The following is a 20,515-nucleotide window of genomic DNA, read 5'->3' on the forward strand; positions in this document are numbered from 1 at the left end:
ATGTCGTCCCTCCCCTCGCGTGCCGCGGTCACGCTGTGGCTGGCCGGTCTGCTGATCGCGGCCCTGGTCCTGGCCCTGCGCGGCGAGATGGCCACCGATCTCGGACGCTTCATGCCCGACCCCGGCGCCGAGGCCGGACTGCCGCTGGACGTCGACGGCGGACCGGGAGCCCGCCAGCTGCTGCTGGCCATCGAGGGCGGCGATGCCGCACGGCGCGCCGCGGCCTCCGACCGACTCGCCGAGGCCCTGCGCGGGGACCCGGCGGTCGCCGGCATCCACAACGGACGCGGCGATTTCGACCCCGAGGCGCTGGAGGCGATCCTCGACCTGCGCTATCTGCTGAGCCCGGCGGTCACGCCCGAGCGCTTTTCCCGGGAACATCTGGACACCGCGTTCGCCGAGCGTCGCGACGACCTCTCCAGCGCGGTGCCGGCGATGCCGCTCGAGCTGATCCCGCGCGACCCCACCGGCGAACTGCTGGAACTGGGGGAGCGCCTGCGCGACCCGTTCGGCGACGCGACCCGCGGCGAACACGGCGTATGGACCGACCCGGCCGGCGAGCGGGCCCTGCTGGTCGTGCGCATCGCGCCGGCGGCCGAAGGCCTGGAGGAGCAGACCGGGCTGCTGCAGCGCGTCGAACAGGAATTCGCGGCCCTGGAGGACGCCGACCTGCGCCTGCTGCAGGCCGGGCCGCCCGCGATCGCGGTGGAATCGCGCGAGCGCATCCGCGCCGAGGTCACCGCCTTCAGCCTGGCCGCCTCGCTGGCGCTGGCGGTGCTGCTGCTGGTGGTTTTCCGCCACCCCCATCCGGTGTGGCTGGCGGCGATCCCGCTGGGCAGCGGGATCCTCGCCGGCGCGGCCGTGGTCACGCTGGTCTTCGGCCATCTGCACGGGATCGCGCTGGCCTTCGGCATCACCGTGCTGGGGGTCGCACTGGACTACCCCCTGCATCTGTTCGCACACGCCGGCCGCCGGGCTGCCGCACGGGTCGCCGGGGAACTGTGGCCGGCGCTGGTGCTGGGCGCCGGCTCCACCGCGCTGGTCTACGCGCTGATGGCCGCGACCTCGTTCCCCGGCATGGCCCAGCTGGGCCTGTTCGTGCTGACCGGCATCCTGGTCGCCGCCGCGGTCACCCGCTGGGTCCTGCCGGCGCTGCTGCCACGCGGCGCACGCGAACGGGGCCTGCCGGAACCGCGGCTGCCCCTGCCCTCGCTGCGGCCGCGCGGACAGCGAGCGGGCCTCGGGCTGCTGCTGGTGGCGGTGATCGCGGCGCTGGCCGTGCTGCTGAGCCGCGACCCCTTCCCGTGGAACGACCAGCTCACCGCGCTCAATCCGGTCCCCGAGGAGGCCATCGCCCTGGACCGCGAACTGCGCGACGCGCTGGGGCTGCCGGACGTGCGCCATCTGGTGCTGATCCGGGGGGAATCCGCCGACGCCGTGCTGCAGGCCGCGCACGCGCTGGACGAACCGCTGGAGGCGCTGCGCGACGCGGGGGCAATCACCGGTTTCGACCATCCCGCGCAGATCCTCCCGGATACCGCGACCCAGCGCGAACGCCAGGCAGCCCTGCCCGAGCGCGACACCCTGGCCGAACACGTGGAACGGGCGGTGCGGAACCACGGCTTTCAGGCCGAGGCCTTCACGCCGTTTCTCGATGACGTGGAACGCAGTCGCGAGATGGACCCGGTGACCCCTGACAGCCTGCCCGACGGGCCGCTGCGCCAGGCGCTGGAACCGCTGCTGCTGGCCCCGGGCGAACATTCGGCGGCGGGACATGAACGGGCCTGGATCGGACAGGTGCTGCTGCGCGGGCTGAGCGACGCCGACACCGTCAGCGGGCATATCGACCGCCATGGTGCGGCCGCCGGTACCCAGGTCGAACTGGTCGACCTGCGCGCCACCACCGAGGCCATGGTCGCGGATTTTCGCACGGCGGCCCTGACCCGCCTGGCCCTGGCCGCGCTGGCGGTCACCGCCCTGCTGTGGCTGCTGACGCGCGATCCCGGGCGCAGCCTGCGCATCGTGACCGCGGTCGCCGCCGGTCTGCTGCTGACCACCGCCAGTCTGCTGCTGCTCGGGATCGAGCTGACCCTGTTCCACCTGATCGCATTGATGCTGGTGATCGGGCTGGGGCTGGACTACGCGGTATTCCTGGGCCGCCCGGGCGCCATGGAGCCGGACGAGGCCCGGCGCACCCGCCGTTCGGTGACCCTGTGCGCCCTGTCCACCGGTCTGGTGTTCGCCCTGCTGGCCCTGTCCAGCCTGCCGGTGCTGCGCGCCCTGGGTCTCACCGTGGCCCTGGGCGTGGTATTTTCCTACGTGGCGGCCCTGTTGCTGGCCCGTCCCGTGAACCCGCCCCCGACGCTCGAGGCCCCCGGCCCCGGGCCGGGGTTGTTGCGCTCGAGGATCAAACCGTCTCCATGAATGCCCTGGCCATTACCGCCCACACCCAGACCAGCGCCGCCGGCACCGGCAACGCCGCGGGCGCGGCCGCGCTGCGCGCGGGCCGCAGTGGCCTGCGGCGCTGCGACCTGCCCGACGTGGATCTGGAGACCTTCATCGGCCGCGTCCAGGGCCTGGAAGATCACCCGCTGGAGGGCGAGCTGGCGCCGTTCGACTGCCGCAACAACCGCCTGGCCGAACTCGCCCTGCAGCAGGACGGCTTCCTCGACGCGGTCGCCAGCGCGGTGCGGCGCCACGGCGCCGACCGGGTCGCGGTGCTGCTGGGCACCAGCACCTCGGGGATCGCGGCCACCGAGGAGGCCTATCGCCGGCGCGATCCTGAGACCGGCGCCCTGCCCCCCGACTACGACTACCGCCACACCCAGAACATGTATTCGCTGGCGGACTACGTGGCCACGCGCCTGGGTCTGAGCGGGCCGGCCATGGTGGTCTCCACCGCCTGCTCCTCCAGCGCCAAGGTGTTCGCCGATGCCTGGCGTCATCTGCGGGCGGGGGTCTGCGACGCGGCCATCGTCGGCGGGGTTGACTCGCTGTGCGGGATGACCCTGTACGGCTTCAACGCCCTGCAGCTGGTGGCGCCCGAGCCCTGCACCCCGCTGGACCGGCAGCGGCGCGGGATCTCCATCGGCGAGGCGGCGGGCTTCTTCCTGCTGGAACGCGCGGAGGATGGCCCGGCGGACGCCCCGCGCCTGACCGGCCACGGCGAGTCCAGCGACGCCCATCACATGTCCGCGCCCCACCCCGAGGGTGCGGGCGCTGCGCGGGCCATGCGCGAGACCCTGCAGCGCGCCGGGCGCGAAGGACGCGAACTGGACTACGTGCTGATGCATGCCACCGCCACCCCCGCCAACGACCGCTCGGAGGCGCGTGCGCTGGCCGATGTCCTGGGCCCGCGGGCACGCTGCGCCGGCACCAAGGGCCTCACCGGCCACACCCTGGGCGCGGCCGGGGCGGTGGGCGTGGCCCAGGCCCTGGCCAGTCTGGGCGGCGGCTTCGTGCCCGGCACTGCTGGACTGACCGACCCGGACCCCGAGCTGGACCTGGATGCGCGCGCGGCCAGCGAAGAACGCCCGGTGCGCCGGGTGCTGCTCAACGCCTTCGGTTTCGGGGGCAACAACTGCTCACTGCTGCTGGAGGCCCCGTGCTGAATCCCGTCGGCATCCACGCAGTCGGGCTGATCGGGCCCGGGCTGGCGAATTTCCCGTCGGCACGCGAGATCCTCGCCGGGCGCGAGGAGCACCTGTACGCACCGGTGCAGATCCCGCCCACCAGCCTGCTGCCCGCCAACGAGCGTCGGCGTACCACGCAGACCATCCGCCTGGCCCTGCATGCGGCCGAGGAGGCCAGCGAGGGCGGCGACCGCACGTCGATGCGCAGCGTGTTCGCCTCCTCCAGCGGCGACATGGACATCATCGACCGCATCTGCGAGGCGCTGACCCACCCGGACCCGGCGGTCTCGCCCATGCAGTTTCACAACTCGGTGCACAACGCCGCGGCCGGCAACTGGTCCATTGCCACCCGCAACCCGGCACCGGCCACCGCCCTGTCCGGCTTTACCGGTACGGTGGCCGCCGGGCTGCTGGAGGCGGTCACCCTGCAGCTGTCCGAAGGCGGCGAGGTCCTGCTGGTCTGCTACGACGTCCCGTCCATGGAGCTGTTCCGCGAGGTCCGCCCGGTCACCGAGAATTTTGCCTTTGGCCTGCGCCTGGGACCGGTCGCGGGCGCGCAGTGGCAGCTGCGCCTGGACCCCGGGGGGAACGGTCCCGAGACCCCGTGCCGGGCGCCGGCGCTGGAAGCCCTGCGCGCCACCAATCCCGCGGCCCGGGCCCTGCCCCTGCTGGAACGTCTGGCCGGCGCCCACCACGACGCAGTGGTCCTGGAAGCCCCCGCCGGGCGGGTACTCGGGCTGCACGTGGAGGAAGCCACGCCATGATTCTGGACGCCGCCGCCATCCGCGAGCGCCTGCCGCATGCCGGCGCGATGAGCCTGCTCGACGAGGTCGTGGCCCACGATGCCGACCGCATCCACTGTCGCGCCCGCTCGCACCGTGATCCGGACAACCCGCTGCGCGGCGAACCCGGCCTGCACGCCCTGGCGGCACTGGAATACGGCGCCCAGGCGATGGCCGTGCACGGCAGCCTGGGCGCGACGGACGCCGCGGCGCCGCGGGCCGGCTATCTGGCCGCGGTGCGCGACCTGCGCATCCACGCGCGGCGCCTGGACACCATCGAAACCGCACTGGACATCCACGCCGAGCGGGTGATGTCCGACGTCCGCAGCTCGATCTACGATCTCGCCGTGGAAGCCGCCGGCGAACCGCTGCTGGCGGCCCGCGCCACGGTCATCCTGGAACCCGGAGAAACCCCATGACGCGACGCGCACTCGTCACCGGCGGCAGCGGCGCCATCGGCGCGGCCATCGCCCGGGATCTCGCCGCCACCGGCTGCGAGGTCTTCGTCCATGCCAACCGCAACACCGCGGCCGCATCGAGCATCGCCGAAGAAATCCGCGCCGACGGCGGCCGGGCCGACGTTCTGGGCTTCGACATCACCGATGCCGACGCCACCCGCGCGGCACTGGAGGCCGAAATCGCCCGCGGCCCGTTCCAGATCCTCGTGCACAACGCCGGGGTCCACGACGATGCCCCGCTGGCGGGCATGACGCCGGAACAGTGGCGCCGGCCACTGGAGGTCTCGCTGCACGGCTTCTACAACGTGATGCAGCCGGCGCTGCTGCCGATGATCACCACCCGCTGGGGCCGGGTCATCGCCGTCACCTCGGTGGCCGGCGTCACCGGGAACCACGGCCAGGCCAACTACGCCGCGGCCAAGGCCGGCCTGCACGGGGCGATCAAGTCGCTGGCTCAGGAAGTCGCGAGTCGCGGCATCACCGCCAACGCGGTCGCGCCCGGGATCATCGAGAGCCCGATGAGCGAATCCGCATTCGATGCCGACACCATCCGCCGCATGGTGCCCATGCGCCGTGCCGGCGAGCCCGCCGAGGTCGCCGGGCTGGTGGGCTATCTCGCCTCCGAGGCCGCCGGCTACGTCTCCGGGCAGGTCATCGGCATCAACGGCGCCCTGGCCTGATGCCCCGGACCCCGCAACCATGAACGACCCCGTCGTCTTCGCCGTGATCCCGGCCCACAACGAGGCCGCGACCATCGAGGCGGTGGCCGCCGCCGCGCGGGCGCAGGTCGACCGGGTACTGGTGGTGGACGACGGTTCCGCCGACGACACCGCCACCCTGGCGGCCACCCATGCCGAGGTCCTGCGCCTGGAACCCAATCGCGGCAAGGCCGGTGCCCTGTGGGCCGGGATGCAGCAGGCGGTGTCCGCAGGCGCCGACGCGGTGGTCACCCTGGACGGCGACGGCCAGCACGACGCCACGGAAATCCCGGCGCTGATCGCCGCGTGGCGGGAACAACCCCGACACCTGATCCTCGGCGCCCGGCTCAAGGAGCGCGAACGCACACCGCCACTGCGCCTGTTCGGCAACCGGGTCGCGGATTTCTGGATCGGCTGGGCTTCGGCGCAGCCGCTACGCGATTCGCAATCGGGCTTTCGCCTGTACCCCGCCGACCTGCTGCGGCAGATGCGCATCCCCCACGGGCGCGGCCGTTCGTTCGTGTTCGAGAGCGAGGCGCTGATCGCGGCCGAACGGAACGGCTTTCCGGCACGTCTGGTGCCGGTACGCTGCATCTATCCCGAGGATCGCCGCCCCAGCCATTTCCGGCCGGCGGCCGACACCCTGCGCATCATCTTCATGGTCGCCGGTCACCTGCTGCGTCGCGGAATGCGCCCGCTCGGGCTGTGGCGCTCGCTGCGCCGGCCGGAGGTGGCGCCGACCGTGGAAAACAGCTGACCGGAACTCTACACTCGGGTGTCGTTGCGTCGCACACCGGAGAACTGGAGGGAACCGCACCATGCACTACAAGACCCTGCTCATCGTCGTCGTCACCAGCCTGTTCCTGGTGGTCGGCTGCCGCGGCACCGCCCCGGTGCATAACGTCAGCGACACCACCATCACCAATGCGCAGGGCGAGCGTCCCGATGCCGAAGTGATGTCGCAGGCCATTCGCGATGCGGGCGCCCGGCTCGGCTGGCGCATGGAGGAGGTCGAACCGGGCGTGATGGAAGGGGCAATCCGCGTGCGCGATCACACGGCCGTGGTGGAGATCCCGTATTCCGCCGGCCAATACCGCATCGACTACAAGGACAGCACGAACCTCAACCACACCAACGGCGAGATCCACCCGAACTACAACCGCTGGATCGAGAACCTGGACAACCAGATCCGGGCCGAGCTCTCGCGCCGGTAGCCCGGGATCCGCACGGGTCGGGACCGGGAGCGGCTCAATCGGGGCGCGGGCGTTCCGGATCGGACCGGCGCTCGCGCTGCCCGGCCTCTTCGGGATCGGAGGCATCGGACAGGCGTCCCGACTCCTGCGGGCCCCGGTCGCCCGACTCCGAAGATTCGCCGCCGCCCTGGCCGGGATCGAAATCGCGCTGGTGGGTATTCGCCAGCATCTTGCCCGCCCGATCCTCCAGGCGTTCGCGGGTGGGCTTGTCGGCCAGCTCCTCGGCGCTCTGCGCCAGATGGTGATAGAGGTCACGGTAGGTGCCCGCCATGCTGGCGAACAGCGTGGCCGTACGGTCGAAATGATCGTTTACCTGCGAGCGGTAGCGCGTGAGCTCCTGCATGCGCTGATCCAGCTCTTCTTCCAGCTGACGGATCAGCTTGCGTTCGTCGCTGGTCACCCGGCCGACCCAGAAGCCGACCAGCGCCGCCACCACGATCGCCAGGATGCCGAGGGCCACCCACAGCCCGACTGCCGTCTGTTCTTCCACCGCTGTCACCTTTTTTCGCTCCGGCGTGCCGCCGGCGTTGCTTCCGGAGCCCCGGGCCTTTCCCCGGAGCGTCCCGGGGCCATTGTGCCCCACGCTCCGTGCGAACGCACATGCTACCCTCGCACAAACCCCCGGAAAGCAAGGATTCCCACGATGCAGGATTCGCCGCGCGCGCAGCAGATCCGGCAGGCCCATGCCACGCTGATCCATCTGGTGGTGCAGGCCTGCCAGAACCCGCAGAGCCGGCAGGAGCTGGAGCCCGTCCTGGAACAGGCGATCCAGGGCGGCTGGACGGACCTGGTCGCCCGCATCCGTCAGGTGCTGGACGGCCAGCGCGACCCGTCTCTTTTGAACGGTCTGGACGAGGAAGACAGCGCCATTCTTTCATCCATTCTCACCGGCCTGCAGGACCCGGCCACACTGCCGGATCCGAACCAGACCGCCGATGCCGCGCAGGCCGCGCCGGGGCTGGCGCAGATGATCCACGGAGCATCCCGCGGCGATCCGCAGTCGCTGCACTGGCTGTCGCAGATGGCCGAACAGATGACCCGCGCGGGCGGCGACATGGCGCGTCTGGGCGGCATCACCAAGCGCCTGGTGGATGGCGAACGCGATCCTGAGGTGCTGTGTCAGGGCATGGGTCCGCAGGGCGAGAACCTGGTGCAGTCCATCCTGAGCGAACTGGGCAAGCTGGAACGTCACTGACGGAAACCGCGAGCCATCGATGCCCCGGCCCGCTGTCCCGTACCTCCGCGTCCCCCGGACCGTTTTCCTGGTCCTGCTGGTCGTGGCGTTCGCCGGCTGCGCACCGGTACAGGTGCAGCCGCCTCCCGATCCGGAACCCGCGACGCAGGTGCTGATCATCGACCATGGACGACACAGCAGTCTGCTGCTGCCGGACGCCGACGGCCGGCACTGGCTGCGTTATTCCTACGGGGACTGGCGGTTCTATGCGGAACGCCGTACCGGGCCCTTCAGCGCGCTGGCCGCACTGGCCTGGCCGACCCGGGCCGCGCTGGGACGCCAGGTCCTGACCGGCGAGGCCCCGCAGGCCGCCCTCCGACGCGACCTGCGAGTCCCGGTACGCGAGGTGCACACCCTCACGGTGGATGCCGACGAGACCGCCGCCCTGCGGGAGGATCTGGAAGCGCTGTGGCGACGCGGCCAGGACGACCGCCGCGAAATGGCGGTTTGGGACATGGCCTTCGTCGAGCACCCGACCCGGTACAGCCTGCGCCACAACTCCAACCGCATGATCGCGTTGTGGCTGGCCGAACTGGAGGTTCGGGTATCACGGCCACCGATCCTGTCGCGCTGGCAGGTGTGTCCGGTGCCCCCGGGGAACGCCACGGAAGACGACGGCGCACCGGACTGCTGACCGGGCGCCCCGGGCGTACCGGTTACAGCGCGCGTACCCAGCCGAGTACGGCCTCCTGCAGGCTGCGTCCCGGCCCGATATGGGCGCGCGGATCGTTCACCAGCAGAACCACGCGAACGTCATCCCCGCTCTTTGTACGCACGTAGCCGGCCACCGCGGAGACCTCGCGCAGGTGTCCGGTCTTCAGATGCATGTGGCCGCGTTCGGCGCCGTTGTTGAAGCGGTTGCGCAGGGTGCCGTCGATCCCGGCCAGAGCCAGCGAGGACTGGAACTCGGGCCGCAGCGGATGCTCCCATCCGGCCCGGAGAATCTGCCCCAGCTGGTACGGCGACATGCGCGCGTCGCGCGACAGGCCGGAGCCATTGTCCACCCGCATGCCGCCGGGGTTCACGCCCAGCTCGCGCAGGGCTTCCATCAGCGCCTGGCGCGAATGATCCATGGTCGCCGGAGCCCCGTGACGCTCGGCACCCAGGGTCAGCATCAGATGCCGGGTCATCACGTTGGAGCTCCACTTGTTGGAGACCCGGATCAGGTCCGCCAGCGGCCGCGAGCGATGCGTCACCAGGGGCTCCTGCTGCAGGGGCGTCATGCGCCCCGGACGGATCTCGCCGTCCAGCTCCCCGCCCCATTGCGACCAGTGCAGACGGAACAGCCCGGCGTGATTGCGTTCGGGCTCGGTCACCGAACGCAGCAACTCGTATTCCCCGCAATGCACGGGATACTCGCCGGTCAGCGTCAGGCGACCGTTGGCGCGGTCGGCATCGATCTCGATCCCGCGCTGAAAATCGCCGCACCGCCCGCGCCCGGGGCGCAGCCGGTTGTCGATCTCCACGTCCGGCAGCGGGGGATCCAGGCTGACCCGGACGGTCTCGCCGTTGCGCCCGGGCCGCACGCGGATGCGCTGGGCGTTGGAGTTCACGTGCAGGGCGTACACGCCCTGGTTATAGGCCCGCAGCGGCTGCCCGTTGAACGCGGCCGGGTCCTGCGGCCCCGCGTCGAAATGCGAGGCGTCCAGGATCACGTCGCCGGCGATGCGTTCCACGCCGGCCTGACGCAGCTGCCCGAGCATGCGCCAGTGCTCCTCGTTGACCATGCCGGGGTCGCCAGTGCCGCGTACCACCAGGTCGCCGTCCAGCACCCCGTCGCGCAGCTCGCCGACGGCCCACAGCTCGGTCTTCCAGGTGTAGTCCGGCCCCAGCTGATCCAGCGCCGCCAGTGAGGTCGCCAGCTTGAGCGTGGAGGCCGGGTTGAAGAGACGATCGGCATTCAACTGGGCGAGCACCTGGTCGTCTCCGGCGCGCTCCACCCACAGGCCCACCGAGCGGGGCGACAGCCCCTGCTCCTCGATCGCGGCCTTGAGCGCCCCGGGCAGGCGTTCGAATTCGGCTGCGGCCGGGACGGAGGACATCAGCAGCAGGCACAACGCGCCCCACAGCACACGGACTGGATGGTTCATCGACGCGGCCATCACTCTCAGGGAAATCGGGATCCCCAGTATTCGCCGCCACGCGCGCGCTGGCAAGCCTCCCGACGGCGGGCATGCCCGATGCCCGGCCCGCCGGGACGCGGGATTCAGACGAGCGCCGGCGCGCGAGCGCCGGCGATCCGCGTACGGCTGCGCAGGGCCAGCAACCCGGCCAGATTGATGTCGCCCACCAGCGCCCCGGCGGCATCGGGCAGCGGGATCGCCAGGGTCACACAGAAATCCTCGGACGCCGAGGACAGATAGATGTCGGAGACAAACGGCTGGCCGCGGCCCACGGTTTCGTGGAAGTACGTCCGGGTGGAGCGGTCGACCCCCATGCCGCCGGTCTGGATGCGCCCGCGCATCTCCGGATTGACCCAGTTGGCGTAGCGCTGGTGCCCCTGACCATCCAGCTCGTAGACCAGTTCGAAATAGGGATGCTCGCGAAACCACGCGTCGAGATCATGCCCGCCCTGCCCGCGCGGACCGCGGGCAACCCGTTCCAGGGCCGCCACCGCCTGTTCCTGCCAGGAATCATCGTCGCCGTCGCGCACCGGCTCCACCGGCAGGCAGCGCGGCGGGTCACCGTCCAGCACGATCACGGAGCCCGAGTGGCACTTGGCCTCCTTTTTCAGCGCAGCGGCCCGTTCCGACAGCGCCACGCTGTCCATGCCCGCATCGGGGGCGGGCAGGACGACCACCGCGGACAGATTCGCCACCGGGAAGCACGAACCGTCGTCGCCGGTGAAGAACCCGCGTTCGAGGTCCTGGCGGTCGTAGAGATGGCCGCACAGCTGATCGAAGCTGAGCGCCAGTTCGTGCAGCCGGTTGAGCCATACCTCCGCGGCGGCCGGTCCCGCCACCATGAAGTCGTCGCCCCCGATATGGCCGAGGTCGCATTCGCCGTGATCGCCGAACGCCGCGCGCAAGCACTCTGCCAGAAGTTTGATCATCGCGTCGCCGCGCACGAAGCCGTAGCGATCGTTAAAGGCCTTGAAGTTGTCGAGGTCGATGTACAGCAGCGCCTGAGGCTGCCCGGCCAGGCGCCGCTTTTCCAGCAGGCCCCGCAGTGCCGGCCCGGTGGACAGCCCGGTCAGCGGATGGCTGCCCTCGTCGGTCCCCTGCTTCAGGGCTTGCTCCAGCAGCTGCCACGGCTGGATCACCCCGGTCAGCTGGCCGTGATCGTCCACCACTACCCACGGGTCGTGCACCTCGCGGCAATGGAACAGCCGCCACAGGATCTGGCGCACCGGCACGTGCCCGCGCAGCACGTTGCACAGCGGACGCACCAGGCGACCGATGCCGGCATGGTCGCGCGACGGCGGTTCGCGCAGGAAGCGGTCGCGGGCGATGAAGCCCAGCGGCCGCCCCTCGCCCACCACCAGCAGATGGCCCATGTCGCCGTGGCAGCGGAACATCTCGCGCACCCGCGCGCGATCCGCCTCGATCGGCAGGGTCGGCACCCGGGTCACGTAGTCCATCAGCCGCATCTCGCCCGCCTCTCCGGCGGGGTTGCCGGCCTCCGGACGCGGTGGCAGCGGGGCCGGCTCCACCGGCACCGACGCCGGGTGCCCGATCAGGAAGCCCTGCGCGAAATGCACCCCCAGATCACGGCACAGCTCGAGATCGCGTTCGCTCTCCAGACCCTCGGCCACGGTGGCGCAACCGAGCCGACGGGCCATCGCGATCAGGGTCTCCAGCATCACCGAGCGCACCCGGGACCCGTGCGCCTCGTGCACCAGCCCGCGGTCCAGCTTGATGAAATCCGGGCGCAGGCTGGCCAGCAGGGCGAGGCCGTTATAGCCGGTACCGAGATCGTCCAGGGCGATGCGGAACCCCAGCCCGCGCAGGGTATCGCAGGCCGCCGACATCGCGTCGATGTCCTCGACGTGATCGCTCTCCACGATCTCGATCACCACGTCTTCCGGCGCCACGCCCAGCCGCCGCAGGCAGGACAGCGACGGATGCCGGTGCAGATCGGTCCCCAGCAGGGACTGCGGCAGGGCATTGATGAATATCGGCGTGCCCGCCGGCAGCATCTCGGCCTTGCGCGCCAGGGCACGGATCTGACAGGCCTGTTCCAGGTCATCCAGGCAACGGGCCCGGCGCGCCAGGGCGAAGGTCTCGGCCCCGCCCAGCAGACCGCGTTCGGGATGGCGCGCCCGGCACAGCATCTCGTAGCCGTACACCTCGCCCTGGCGGGCGAGATCCACGATGGGCTGGAAATGGGACTCGACCACGCCGGCCAGCGGGCCGAGGATCCACGGCTCGTGCAGACGCGCATGCATCACCGCCAGCGGTTCGAGCTGGTCCAGCGAGGCCAGCGACAGACCGGCGGCCGGATCCCCGGTGGACCACAGCCCCAGACAGTCCTCCAGCCGCTCCTCCGGGGTCTCCAGCACGATCGCCTCGACCAGGTCGGCCAGGTCCATCCGATCCGGCAGCGGGAAACACCAGATCTGCGGGCTCTCGGGGGACAGGGGATGCCCCCAGCGGGTCCAGTCACGCGGCGCACGACCGCCCTGAATACGTACCACCAGCATGTATTGTTCCGGGTCTTGAGGGTTGCGACCCGGGGTCCCAGCAATTCCCGGACCAGTGCCCTGCCCGGACCCGATTCCCGATACGCCGCGGCCACGGCGGGGCGGTCGACAACCATTGCCCCTTCACGGGGCAGGCCCCGCCCCGCCACGGGGCATGCAGGGGGCCGGCGGGGCGGGATGTCAGTGACCGGCCAGGTTCTCCATCACCCCGGCGAGGTATTCGGCGGTGACCAGCTTGATGCCCATGCGGTTGCCCAGCTTGCGCATGCCCTGGTCGGCGGTCGCCAGTTCGGCATCCAGCTCCATTGCCAGCAGCACCGCGTCCACGTCCTCGCGCGAGTCCACCAGGCCCTTGCGCATCGCCTCGCGAAAACGCTCGCGCAGCTGGGTGATCAGCTCCGGGCGCAGGGACTCGGCCGCCCCGGCCTCGCGGGTATGCTCCTCGGCGATGCGCAGGCCGCGGTCGATCCGGGTACGAACCTCGTCGATGAACTCGTAGAGGATGTCGCTGGGCAGGGTCAATGCGAAGCGGCGCGGCGAGCGCACCCAGACCACGGTCTCGAAATCCGCGGCCAGCGGCTCGAGGTCGCGCATGGTGCGGAATTCCTCGTAGACCGACAGCGGCATGTAGAACTCCGCGCTGCAGTCGCGCGCGAGCCGGAGAAACTGCTGCAGGACCGCCTCGGGGGTCTCGCCGAACTGCGCCGAGACGTGCGGGTTGGTGAAGACGCTGGTGTCCAGCACGAAGCGGCGCATGGGGACCTTCCGGTGGCTGTGGGACGGGCTCCCATCATCGATACCCCCCGCGAGGGGGTCAACCGGGGTGTTACGCCGGGCCGTTACGGGCCGTTACGCGGCGTAACGACGGGTGTTACGTGGCGTAACACCCGCAACCCCCTTCTGCTTCACAAGCCACTGTTTTTACGGGACCGGAATCACTGGCCCGCGACTTGCATCGGGCGCGGGACGCCGATTCCCGCAGCCGACACGATGTCCGACGCCCTCGACAGCACCCGCGAGTTCCTCAGCGCCCACGCGCCCTTCGACCAGCTCGAGGCCGAGGCGCTGGAATTCCTGTTGCCGCGTCTGCAGACGCGCTTCTACGAACAGGGGGCGCGCATCACCGACCCGGAAGCGGGCCCGGCGCAGCGCTTCCACATCATCCGTCAGGGACGCATCCGCGGGGAGAGCCCGAGCGAGGACGAACAGCTCTCCGGGAACGCCTGGGAGCTGATCCCCGGCGAATGCTTCCCGATCGGGGCCCTGCTCGGCCGCCGCGCGGTGCATACCGTGCATCGCGCGGCGGAGGACACCCTGTGCCTGGAACTGAGCCTGGAGGATTTCGACCGCCTGCGGGCCCGCTCGCGGGTATTCAACGACTTTTGCACGCGGCGTCTGGCCAACCTGCTGGACCGCCTGCATCAGGGCCTCGACAGCCTCGCCAGTCATGACGCGGCCGGCGGCGGCCAGCTGAACACCCCGCTGGCACTGCGCCTGGCGCGCGAACCGGTCACCTGCACCCCGGAGACCTCGCTGCGCGAGGCCCTGAGCACCATGCGCGACCAGCGCGTGGGCTCGATCGTCGCGGTGAATGCCGAACATGCACCGGTGGGCATCTTCACCCTGCACGACCTGCTCAACCGCGTGGCGCTGGAAGGGGTCGGGCTGGATACGCCGGTGCGCGCGGTGATGACCGCGGACCCGGTCGCGCTGGAGGAGAACGCCCCGGGCTTCGAGGGCATCGAGGCGATGACCGAGCACGGGATGACCCACCTGTGCGTGGTCCGCGACGGCCGCCTGACCGGGGTGCTGGGCGAACGCGACCTGCTCACCCGCCAGCCGCTGACCCTCGACGGGCTGGTGCGCGAGATCCGCCAGGCGACCGCGGTCGACGAGATCGCCGGGCGCCTGCGCCAGGTCCCGCGGCTGGTGGAGGCGGTGATCACCCAGGGCGCCGAGGCGGACCAGGTCCTGCGCCTGATCACTCGCCTGAACGAACACGCGACCCGCCGGGTGCTGGCCCTGCTGCGCCCGCAGTACGACATCGAGGGCATCGATTTCACCTGGCTGGCGTTCGGCTCGCAGGCGCGCGAGGAGCAGGCGCTGATCACCGACCAGGACAACGGCATCCTGTTCGATGCCGAGCCGGGCGACGAGGACGCGATCCGCGCGCGCCTGCTGCCCTGGGCGCAGGCCGTCAACCGGGCGCTGGCCGAATGCGGTTTCACCCTGTGTCCCGGCAACATCATGGCCGGCAATCCGGAGTGCTGCCTCAGCGGTCCGGAATGGGAGGCCCGTTTCACCCGCTGGATCGAACAGGGCACCCCGGAACACCTGCTCAAGAGCACCATCTTCTTCGACCTGCGCGCGGTGGACGGCGACGCCTCGCCGGTGGAGGCGCTGCGCACCTTCCTGCTGCAGAAGACCGCCTACAACTCGCGCTTTCGGCGGCAGATGGCGGCCAACCAGCAGGCCTTCCGGCCGCCGCTGGGCCTGTTCGGCGAGATCCGCGCCGGGGCCGAGGGGATCGACGTGAAGAAACAGGGCCTGACCCCGTTCGTCGACGGCGCGCGGGTGATCGCACTGGCCGCCGAGCTGCCGGCTACCGGCAGCCACGAGCGCATGGATCAGGCGGTCAGCGCCGAGGCCATGCGCCCCGGCGATGCCGCCGACTATCACGCGGCCCTGCGCTATCTGCAGATGCTGCGCCTGCGCGCGCAGCAGAAGGCCCTGCGCGAGGGCCGCGAGGACGACAGCCGCATCCGGCCGGAAGAACTGGGCGCCCTGGAGGGACGGGTGCTCAAGGAATCCTTCCGCCAGGCCCGCAAGCTGCAGGGGCAGCTTGCGGTGCAGTACCAGCTGTGAGGCCACCACAGCCAATACCTACGAAAAGAGGAGCAACACCATGTCGCAAGACCTCAGTCGCGAGGCGTACTGGAAGGCGAATCTCCGCCTTCTGGCGATCTGCCTCGGCATCTGGTTCTTCGTGTCGTTCGTGCTCGGCATCCTGCTCGCCGCGCCACTGAACAACATCCACCTGGGCGGGTATCCGCTGGGCTTCTGGTTCGCCCAGCAGGGCTCGATCTACACCTTCATCGTCCTGATCTTCGTTTATGCCTGGCGCATGAACGTGCTGGACCGCAAGTTCAACGTCGACGAGGAGTAATCCGGCCATGGATCAACAGACTCTCAGCCTGATCGTGGTCGGCATCACCTTCGCGATCTACATCGGGATCGCGATCTGGGCCCGCGCCGGCTCGACCAGCGAATTCTACGTGGCGGGCAAGGGCGTCCACCCGGTCGCCAACGGCATGGCCACGGCGGCCGACTGGATGTCCGCGGCCAGCTTCATCTCCATGGCCGGCCTGATCGCCTTCCTCGGCTTCACCGGGGGCGCCTATCTGATGGGCTGGACCGGCGGCTACGTGCTGATGGCCCTGCTGCTGGCCCCCTATCTGCGCAAGTTCGGCAAGTTCACGGTGCCGGAATTCATCGGCGACCGGTTCTACTCCAAGCCAGCCCGCGTGGTGGCCGTGATCTCGCTGCTGGCCATGTCCATCACCTACGTGATCGGGCAGATGCGCGGCGTGGGGATCGCCTTCTCCAACATCCTCGAGGTGCAGCTGGAAGTGGGCCTGGTCGCCGGGATGGCGGTGGTGTTCATCTACGCCGTACTCGGCGGGATGAAGGGCATCACCTACACCCAGATCGCCCAGTACGTGATCATGATCTTCGCCTACACGGTGCCGGCGATCTTCATTGCCATCACCCTGACCGGCAACCCGCTGCCGCAACTGGGCCTGGGCTCGACCCTGCAGGGCTCCGACACCTACCTGCTGGAAGCGCTGGACAACACCATGGTGGAGCTGGGCTTCACCCAGTACACCGCCACCGAAGGCGGCATGAGCATGCTCAACATGTTCCTGCTGACCCTGGCGCTGATGATCGGTACCGCGGGCCTGCCGCACGTCATCATCCGCTTCTTCACCGTCCCGCGCGTGCGGGATGCCCGCAAGTCGGCCGGCTGGGCGCTGGTCTTCATCGGCATCCTCTACACCACCGCGCCGGCGGTGGGTGCGATGGCCATCTGGAACCTGGTCAACACCGTGCATCCGGGCGAGATCGGCACCGAGGAAGGTCACCTGGCCTATGAGGACAAGCCAGCCTGGATGGATCGCTGGGAACAGACCGGCCTGCTGGAATTCGAGGACAAGAACGACGACGGCGTGATCCAGTACTACAACGACGAAAACGAAGAATTCGCCGCCATGGCCGAAGAGGAATACGGCTGGGAAGGCAGCGAGATCGTCGAGCTGGACCGCGACATCATGGTGCTGGCCAACCCCGAGATCGCCGGCCTGCCGGGCTGGGTCATCGCCCTGGTGGCGGCCGGGGGGATCGCGGCGGCGCTGTCCACCGCGGCCGGGTTGCTGCTGGCGATCTCGTCGGCCATCTCGCATGACCTTCTGAAAGGGGTCTTCACGCCCAAGATCAGCGAGAAGCGCGAGCTGCTGGCCGGACGCATAGCGATGGCCGTGGCCATCCTGTTCGCCGGCTATCTCGGGCTCAATCCACCGGGCTTCGCGGCCGAGGTGGTGGCACTGGCCTTCGGACTCGCGGCCGCGTCGCTGTTCCCGACCCTGATGATGGGCATCTTCATGAAGAAGATGAACCGCGAAGGCGCGATCACCGGCATGCTGGTGGGTCTGGTGAGCACCCTGCTGTACATCTTCATGTACAAGGGCTGGTTCTTCTTCCCCGAGACCGCCATGCTGCCGGACACGCCGGAGGGCTGGATCTTCGGGATCAACCCCTCCAGCTTCGGTCCCATCGGTGCGGCCCTGAACTTCATCACCGCCTTCATCGTGATGAAGATGACCGCTCCGCCGCCGAAGGACATCCAGGACCTGGTGGAAAGCGTGCGCGTGCCGCGCGCCGACTGATCCACTCCCGGGTGCGCCCGGAACTGCCCCCGGGATCATCGCTGGATGATCCCGGGGCAGTCGCGGGTCCGGCCACCCCGGCCGGGCCCGCGGCGATCCCCGCAAGGGGATCGTCCGCAAGTCCATCCACATGGGCTTGCGGACGATCCTCGCAACCTCCCCCGTCCACCACGGAGCAGCGCGATGACCGCCGAACTCGACGAGATCCGCGAATTCCTCGATCAGGCACCGGATCTCGCGGAACTGCCCGCCCCGGCCCGCGCCGCCATGGTGCGGCGCCTGACCCTGCGCTACCTGCGCCACGGCGCGGCGTTTCCGCCCGCCGAAAACGGCGACGGCCTGTGGATCGTGCACACCGGGGCGATCGAGCTGTTCGACGCCGGCGACACCCTGTGCGACCGTCTCGGCGAGGGCGACGTGGCCCGCGTGGCCGGTGGCGAGTGCGCGGCCACCGGCCCCGGCGGTCACGCCCGGGTGACCGAGGACGCACTGGTGTATCACCTGCCGCAGGCGCGGGCCGAGGACCTCGCCCTCCACCACCCTGCCCTGGGCGACTTCCTGCGCGCCCCCGGCGGACTGTCCGCGCCGGACAACGACGACCCTGGCGACATGGGCGACCGGGATAACCTCGGCACCGCCGACGGCCGCACCACCCTGCTGACCACCCCGGTGGCCTCGCTGATGAGCCCCCAGGTCCTGCAGGCGGATGCCGGCATCTCGCTGCGCGAGGCCGCCCGCCGCATGACCGGAGCGGATGTCTCCGCGCTGCTCCTGCAGGACGGGGAAGCCCCCGGCCGTCCGGCCGGCATGCTCACGGACACCGACCTGCGTCACGTCCTCGCGGAGGACGTCCCGCCCGACACCCCGGTACGCGAGCGGATGACGCGCGAACTGGTCACCGTCACCGGCGACACCCCGGCGTTCGAGGCCCTGCTGGAGATGGCGCGCCGCGACATCCATCACCTGCCGGTGGTGGAACCCGACGGCGAGCGCCTGGCCGGGATCCTCTCCGGCACCGACCTGATCCGCCACCAGGGGACCAGCGCGATCCACCTGATCCGCGACCTGCGCCGCGCGGGCTCGCCCGCCGAGCTGAGCCTGCGGATGCAGGCCCTGCCGCGGCTGCAGCAACAGTTGAGCGAGGCCGGGGTGGATGCCCTGCGCTGCGCTCAGGTGCTGACCCTGGTGATCGACACCCTGACCCGGCGCCTGCTGGAACTGGCCGAGGAGCGCCTGGGCCCCGCGCCGGCCACCTGGGCGTGGCTGGCCAGCGGCAGCCAGGGCCGCCACGAACAGCTGGCGCACACCGACCAGGACACCGCGCTGGTGTGGACGGACGATGCCCCGGAGGATGCGGATGAATGGTTCGCCGCCCTCGCCCGCGAGGTGACCGACGGACTGGACGCCTGCGGCATCCGGCGCTGCCCCGGCGGGGTCGATCCCACCCACGCCGCCTGGCGCGGCCCGGCGCGCGACTGGCACACGGCCTTCGAGCGCGTGTTCACCCGGCCGGACGCGCAGGACGCCCGGCTGGCCGCGCACTATCTCGACCTGCGGGTCATCCACGGCAGCCACAGCCTGTTCACGCCCCTGCGCCAGCAGGCGCTGGAGCTCGGTTACCGGCACGAGAGCATCCACACCGCGATGGCCCTGCAGGCGCGCGAGCTGCGGCCGCCGCTGGGGTTCTTCCGCCGTTTCGTGCTCGAACACGACGGCGAACACAGCCCGGCCCTCGACCTCAAGCGCCGCGGCCTGCTGCCGATCGTGGCGCTGGCCCGGGTGTGTGCCCTGCGCGCCCGGGCCGATGCCCGCAGCACCCCCGAGCGGCTGCGCGCCAGTGCCCACGCCGGGATCCTCACGGACGACACGGCGCGCGAGCTGGAGGAGGCCTTCCGCTTCATCGCCGGCGTGCGGGCGCGCCACCAGGCGGGCCGGATCGCCGCCGGCCAGTCCGCGGACAACCACGTCGATCCGACCACGCTCACGGGGCTGGAACGCAGCCGACTGAAGGCCGCCTTCGTGAGCGTGGCGCAGGCCGCCCGGGCGGCGCTGGGGGGCGAGGGGCAGGCATGAGCAACGCCATGGCCTCGCCCGGCCAGGCCTGCCCGTTCGCCCGGGCCGCCGCCTGGTTTTCCCCCGGGTACTGGCGCTTCTGCCGAGCCCGCAACCACGCGCGGCTGCAGACCCCGGCGGGCCCGCTGCGCGACTGCCTGGAGACCCCGCCGCCGGCGCCCGCGCAGGCGGTGGCCCGCACCCGCTTCCTCGCGGTGGACATCGAGACCACCGGCCTCGACCCGGAGCAGGACGCGATCCTCAGCATCGGCTGGGTGGCGCTGGAGGGCACGGCCATCGATCTGGCCACCGCCGACTATGTGCTGGTGCGCCCGGACCGCGAGGTCCCGGAACAAAGCGCGGTGATCCACCACATCACCGATGAACACGCCGCCCGCGGGGTCGACGTGGGGGAGGCCCTGGACGCGCTGTTCCGCGCGCTCGACGGCCGTGTACTGATCGCCCACCACGCGGCCCTCGAACTGGGCTTTCTGGCCCGCGCCTGCGAATGGCGCTACGGCACCCGCCCGCCCCTGCCGGTGGTCGACACCCTGCGCCTGGCCGAGACCGCCCGGCGCCGCGCCGGCCGTCCGGTGAGTGCCGGTGGCCTGCGCCTGCATGCCCTGCGCGGCGACTACAACCTGCCACCCCGGCGCACCCACGACGCCCTGCTGGACGCCCTTGGCGCGGCCGAGCTGTTTGCCGCGCTGGTGGCCGAACGCGACCCGACCGGGGCACTCGCACTGGGACGCGTACTGTTCCGTCCCGCCCGGCTGTGGTAGGGCGGACACGGCCGGCAGGCATGCTATCCTCGCGCCGAC

The 20,515-nt window shown here is 70.7% G+C and carries 18 protein-coding genes; 14 read left to right on the forward strand and 4 right to left on the reverse strand.

Going from position 1 to position 20,515, the window contains the following annotated elements; translation table 11 throughout:
• The 7 genes from C998_RS0107555 to C998_RS0107585 all read left to right on the forward strand — a co-directional run bounded on the left by C998_RS0107555 (window position 1) and on the right by C998_RS0107585 (window position 6,784).
• Window positions 1-2,424, forward strand: a complete 2,424-nt coding sequence (locus tag C998_RS0107555) for an MMPL family transporter (protein WP_018870256.1) — start codon at window positions 1-3, stop codon at window positions 2,422-2,424.
• A complete protein-coding gene (locus C998_RS0107560) occupies window positions 2,421-3,611 on the forward strand; it encodes a beta-ketoacyl-ACP synthase (protein ID WP_018870257.1) in 1,191 nt (396 codons plus the stop codon). The genes C998_RS0107555 and C998_RS0107560 overlap by 4 nt, the downstream gene beginning before the upstream one ends.
• Window positions 3,608-4,396 carry a beta-ketoacyl synthase chain length factor gene (locus tag C998_RS0107565; protein ID WP_038081825.1) on the forward strand — a complete coding sequence of 263 codons (789 nt, stop codon included), beginning with the start codon at window positions 3,608-3,610 and terminating at the stop codon, window positions 4,394-4,396. Before C998_RS0107560 ends, C998_RS0107565 begins: the two co-directional genes overlap by 4 nt.
• Window positions 4,393-4,833, forward strand: a complete 441-nt coding sequence (locus C998_RS0107570; RefSeq protein WP_018870259.1) for a hypothetical protein — start codon at window positions 4,393-4,395, stop codon at window positions 4,831-4,833. Before C998_RS0107565 ends, C998_RS0107570 begins: the two co-directional genes overlap by 4 nt.
• Window positions 4,830-5,552 (forward strand): 3-oxoacyl-ACP reductase FabG, encoded by a 723-nt coding sequence (gene fabG, locus C998_RS0107575; protein ID WP_018870260.1) that lies wholly within the window; start codon window positions 4,830-4,832, stop codon window positions 5,550-5,552. The genes C998_RS0107570 and fabG overlap by 4 nt, the downstream gene beginning before the upstream one ends.
• 19 nt (window positions 5,553-5,571) lie before the next feature.
• Window positions 5,572-6,327: a glycosyltransferase family 2 protein gene (locus C998_RS0107580; RefSeq protein ID WP_018870261.1), complete on the forward strand. Its 756-nt coding sequence runs from the start codon at window positions 5,572-5,574 to the stop codon at window positions 6,325-6,327.
• Window positions 6,328-6,388: 61 nt separating this feature from the next.
• The gene (locus C998_RS0107585; RefSeq protein WP_018870262.1) at window positions 6,389-6,784 is read left to right on the forward strand and encodes a hypothetical protein; all 396 of its coding nucleotides are present in this window, start codon (window positions 6,389-6,391) and stop codon (window positions 6,782-6,784) included.
• Between the two features lie 34 nt (window positions 6,785-6,818).
• On the opposite strand, the gene C998_RS0107590 is transcribed toward C998_RS0107585, so the two are convergent.
• Window positions 6,819-7,313, reverse strand: coding sequence for a YhcB family protein (locus C998_RS0107590; RefSeq protein WP_018870263.1), 495 nt, complete (start codon window positions 7,311-7,313; stop codon window positions 6,819-6,821).
• A 153-nt stretch (window positions 7,314-7,466) separates the two neighbouring features.
• Between C998_RS0107590 and C998_RS0107595 the strand changes: the two genes are divergently transcribed.
• Together C998_RS0107595 and C998_RS0107600 are read left to right on the forward strand one after the other, a co-directional pair.
• A complete protein-coding gene (locus C998_RS0107595; RefSeq protein ID WP_018870264.1) occupies window positions 7,467-8,018 on the forward strand; it encodes a hypothetical protein in 552 nt (183 codons plus the stop codon).
• 19 nt (window positions 8,019-8,037) lie between these two features.
• On the forward strand, window positions 8,038-8,691 hold the full coding sequence (locus C998_RS0107600) for a DUF2459 domain-containing protein (RefSeq protein WP_018870265.1): 654 nt from the start codon (window positions 8,038-8,040) through the stop codon (window positions 8,689-8,691).
• Window positions 8,692-8,713: 22 nt separating this feature from the next.
• Here C998_RS0107600 and dacB read toward each other — a convergent pair whose 3' ends face one another.
• The 3 genes from dacB to C998_RS0107615 all read right to left on the reverse strand — a co-directional run bounded on the left by dacB (window position 8,714) and on the right by C998_RS0107615 (window position 13,455).
• Complete coding sequence (gene dacB / locus C998_RS0107605; protein WP_018870266.1) at window positions 8,714-10,159, reverse strand: D-alanyl-D-alanine carboxypeptidase/D-alanyl-D-alanine-endopeptidase; 1,446 nt, start codon at window positions 10,157-10,159, stop codon at window positions 8,714-8,716.
• Between the two features lie 104 nt (window positions 10,160-10,263).
• Window positions 10,264-12,699, reverse strand: a complete 2,436-nt coding sequence (locus tag C998_RS0107610; RefSeq protein ID WP_018870267.1) for an EAL domain-containing protein — start codon at window positions 12,697-12,699, stop codon at window positions 10,264-10,266.
• 180 nt (window positions 12,700-12,879) lie between these two features.
• Window positions 12,880-13,455, reverse strand: a complete 576-nt coding sequence (locus C998_RS0107615; RefSeq protein WP_018870268.1) for an RNA ligase partner protein — start codon at window positions 13,453-13,455, stop codon at window positions 12,880-12,882.
• Window positions 13,456-13,689: 234 nt separating this feature from the next.
• On the opposite strand from C998_RS0107615, the gene C998_RS0107620 reads away from it, so the two are divergent.
• The 5 genes from C998_RS0107620 to C998_RS0107640 all read left to right on the forward strand — a co-directional run bounded on the left by C998_RS0107620 (window position 13,690) and on the right by C998_RS0107640 (window position 20,476).
• Window positions 13,690-15,564 (forward strand): DUF294 nucleotidyltransferase-like domain-containing protein, encoded by a 1,875-nt coding sequence (locus C998_RS0107620; RefSeq protein ID WP_018870269.1) that lies wholly within the window; start codon window positions 13,690-13,692, stop codon window positions 15,562-15,564.
• Window positions 15,565-15,604: 40 nt separating this feature from the next.
• A complete protein-coding gene (locus C998_RS0107625) occupies window positions 15,605-15,865 on the forward strand; it encodes a DUF4212 domain-containing protein (protein ID WP_018870270.1) in 261 nt (86 codons plus the stop codon).
• Window positions 15,866-15,872: 7 nt separating this feature from the next.
• Window positions 15,873-17,642: a sodium:solute symporter family protein gene (locus C998_RS0107630; protein WP_018870271.1), complete on the forward strand. Its 1,770-nt coding sequence runs from the start codon at window positions 15,873-15,875 to the stop codon at window positions 17,640-17,642.
• Between the two features lie 183 nt (window positions 17,643-17,825).
• Entirely contained in the window at window positions 17,826-19,715 is a 1,890-nt protein-coding gene (locus C998_RS0107635) for a putative nucleotidyltransferase substrate binding domain-containing protein (protein ID WP_018870272.1), read from the forward strand.
• An 8-nt stretch (window positions 19,716-19,723) separates the two neighbouring features.
• Window positions 19,724-20,476, forward strand: a complete 753-nt coding sequence (locus C998_RS0107640) for an exonuclease domain-containing protein (RefSeq protein WP_018870273.1) — start codon at window positions 19,724-19,726, stop codon at window positions 20,474-20,476.
• The last annotated feature ends 39 nt before the right edge of the window (window positions 20,477-20,515 follow it).

This window comes from Thioalkalivibrio sp. ALgr3, from assembly GCF_000377325.1.
Classification (GTDB): Bacteria; Pseudomonadota; Gammaproteobacteria; order Ectothiorhodospirales; family Ectothiorhodospiraceae; genus Thioalkalivibrio.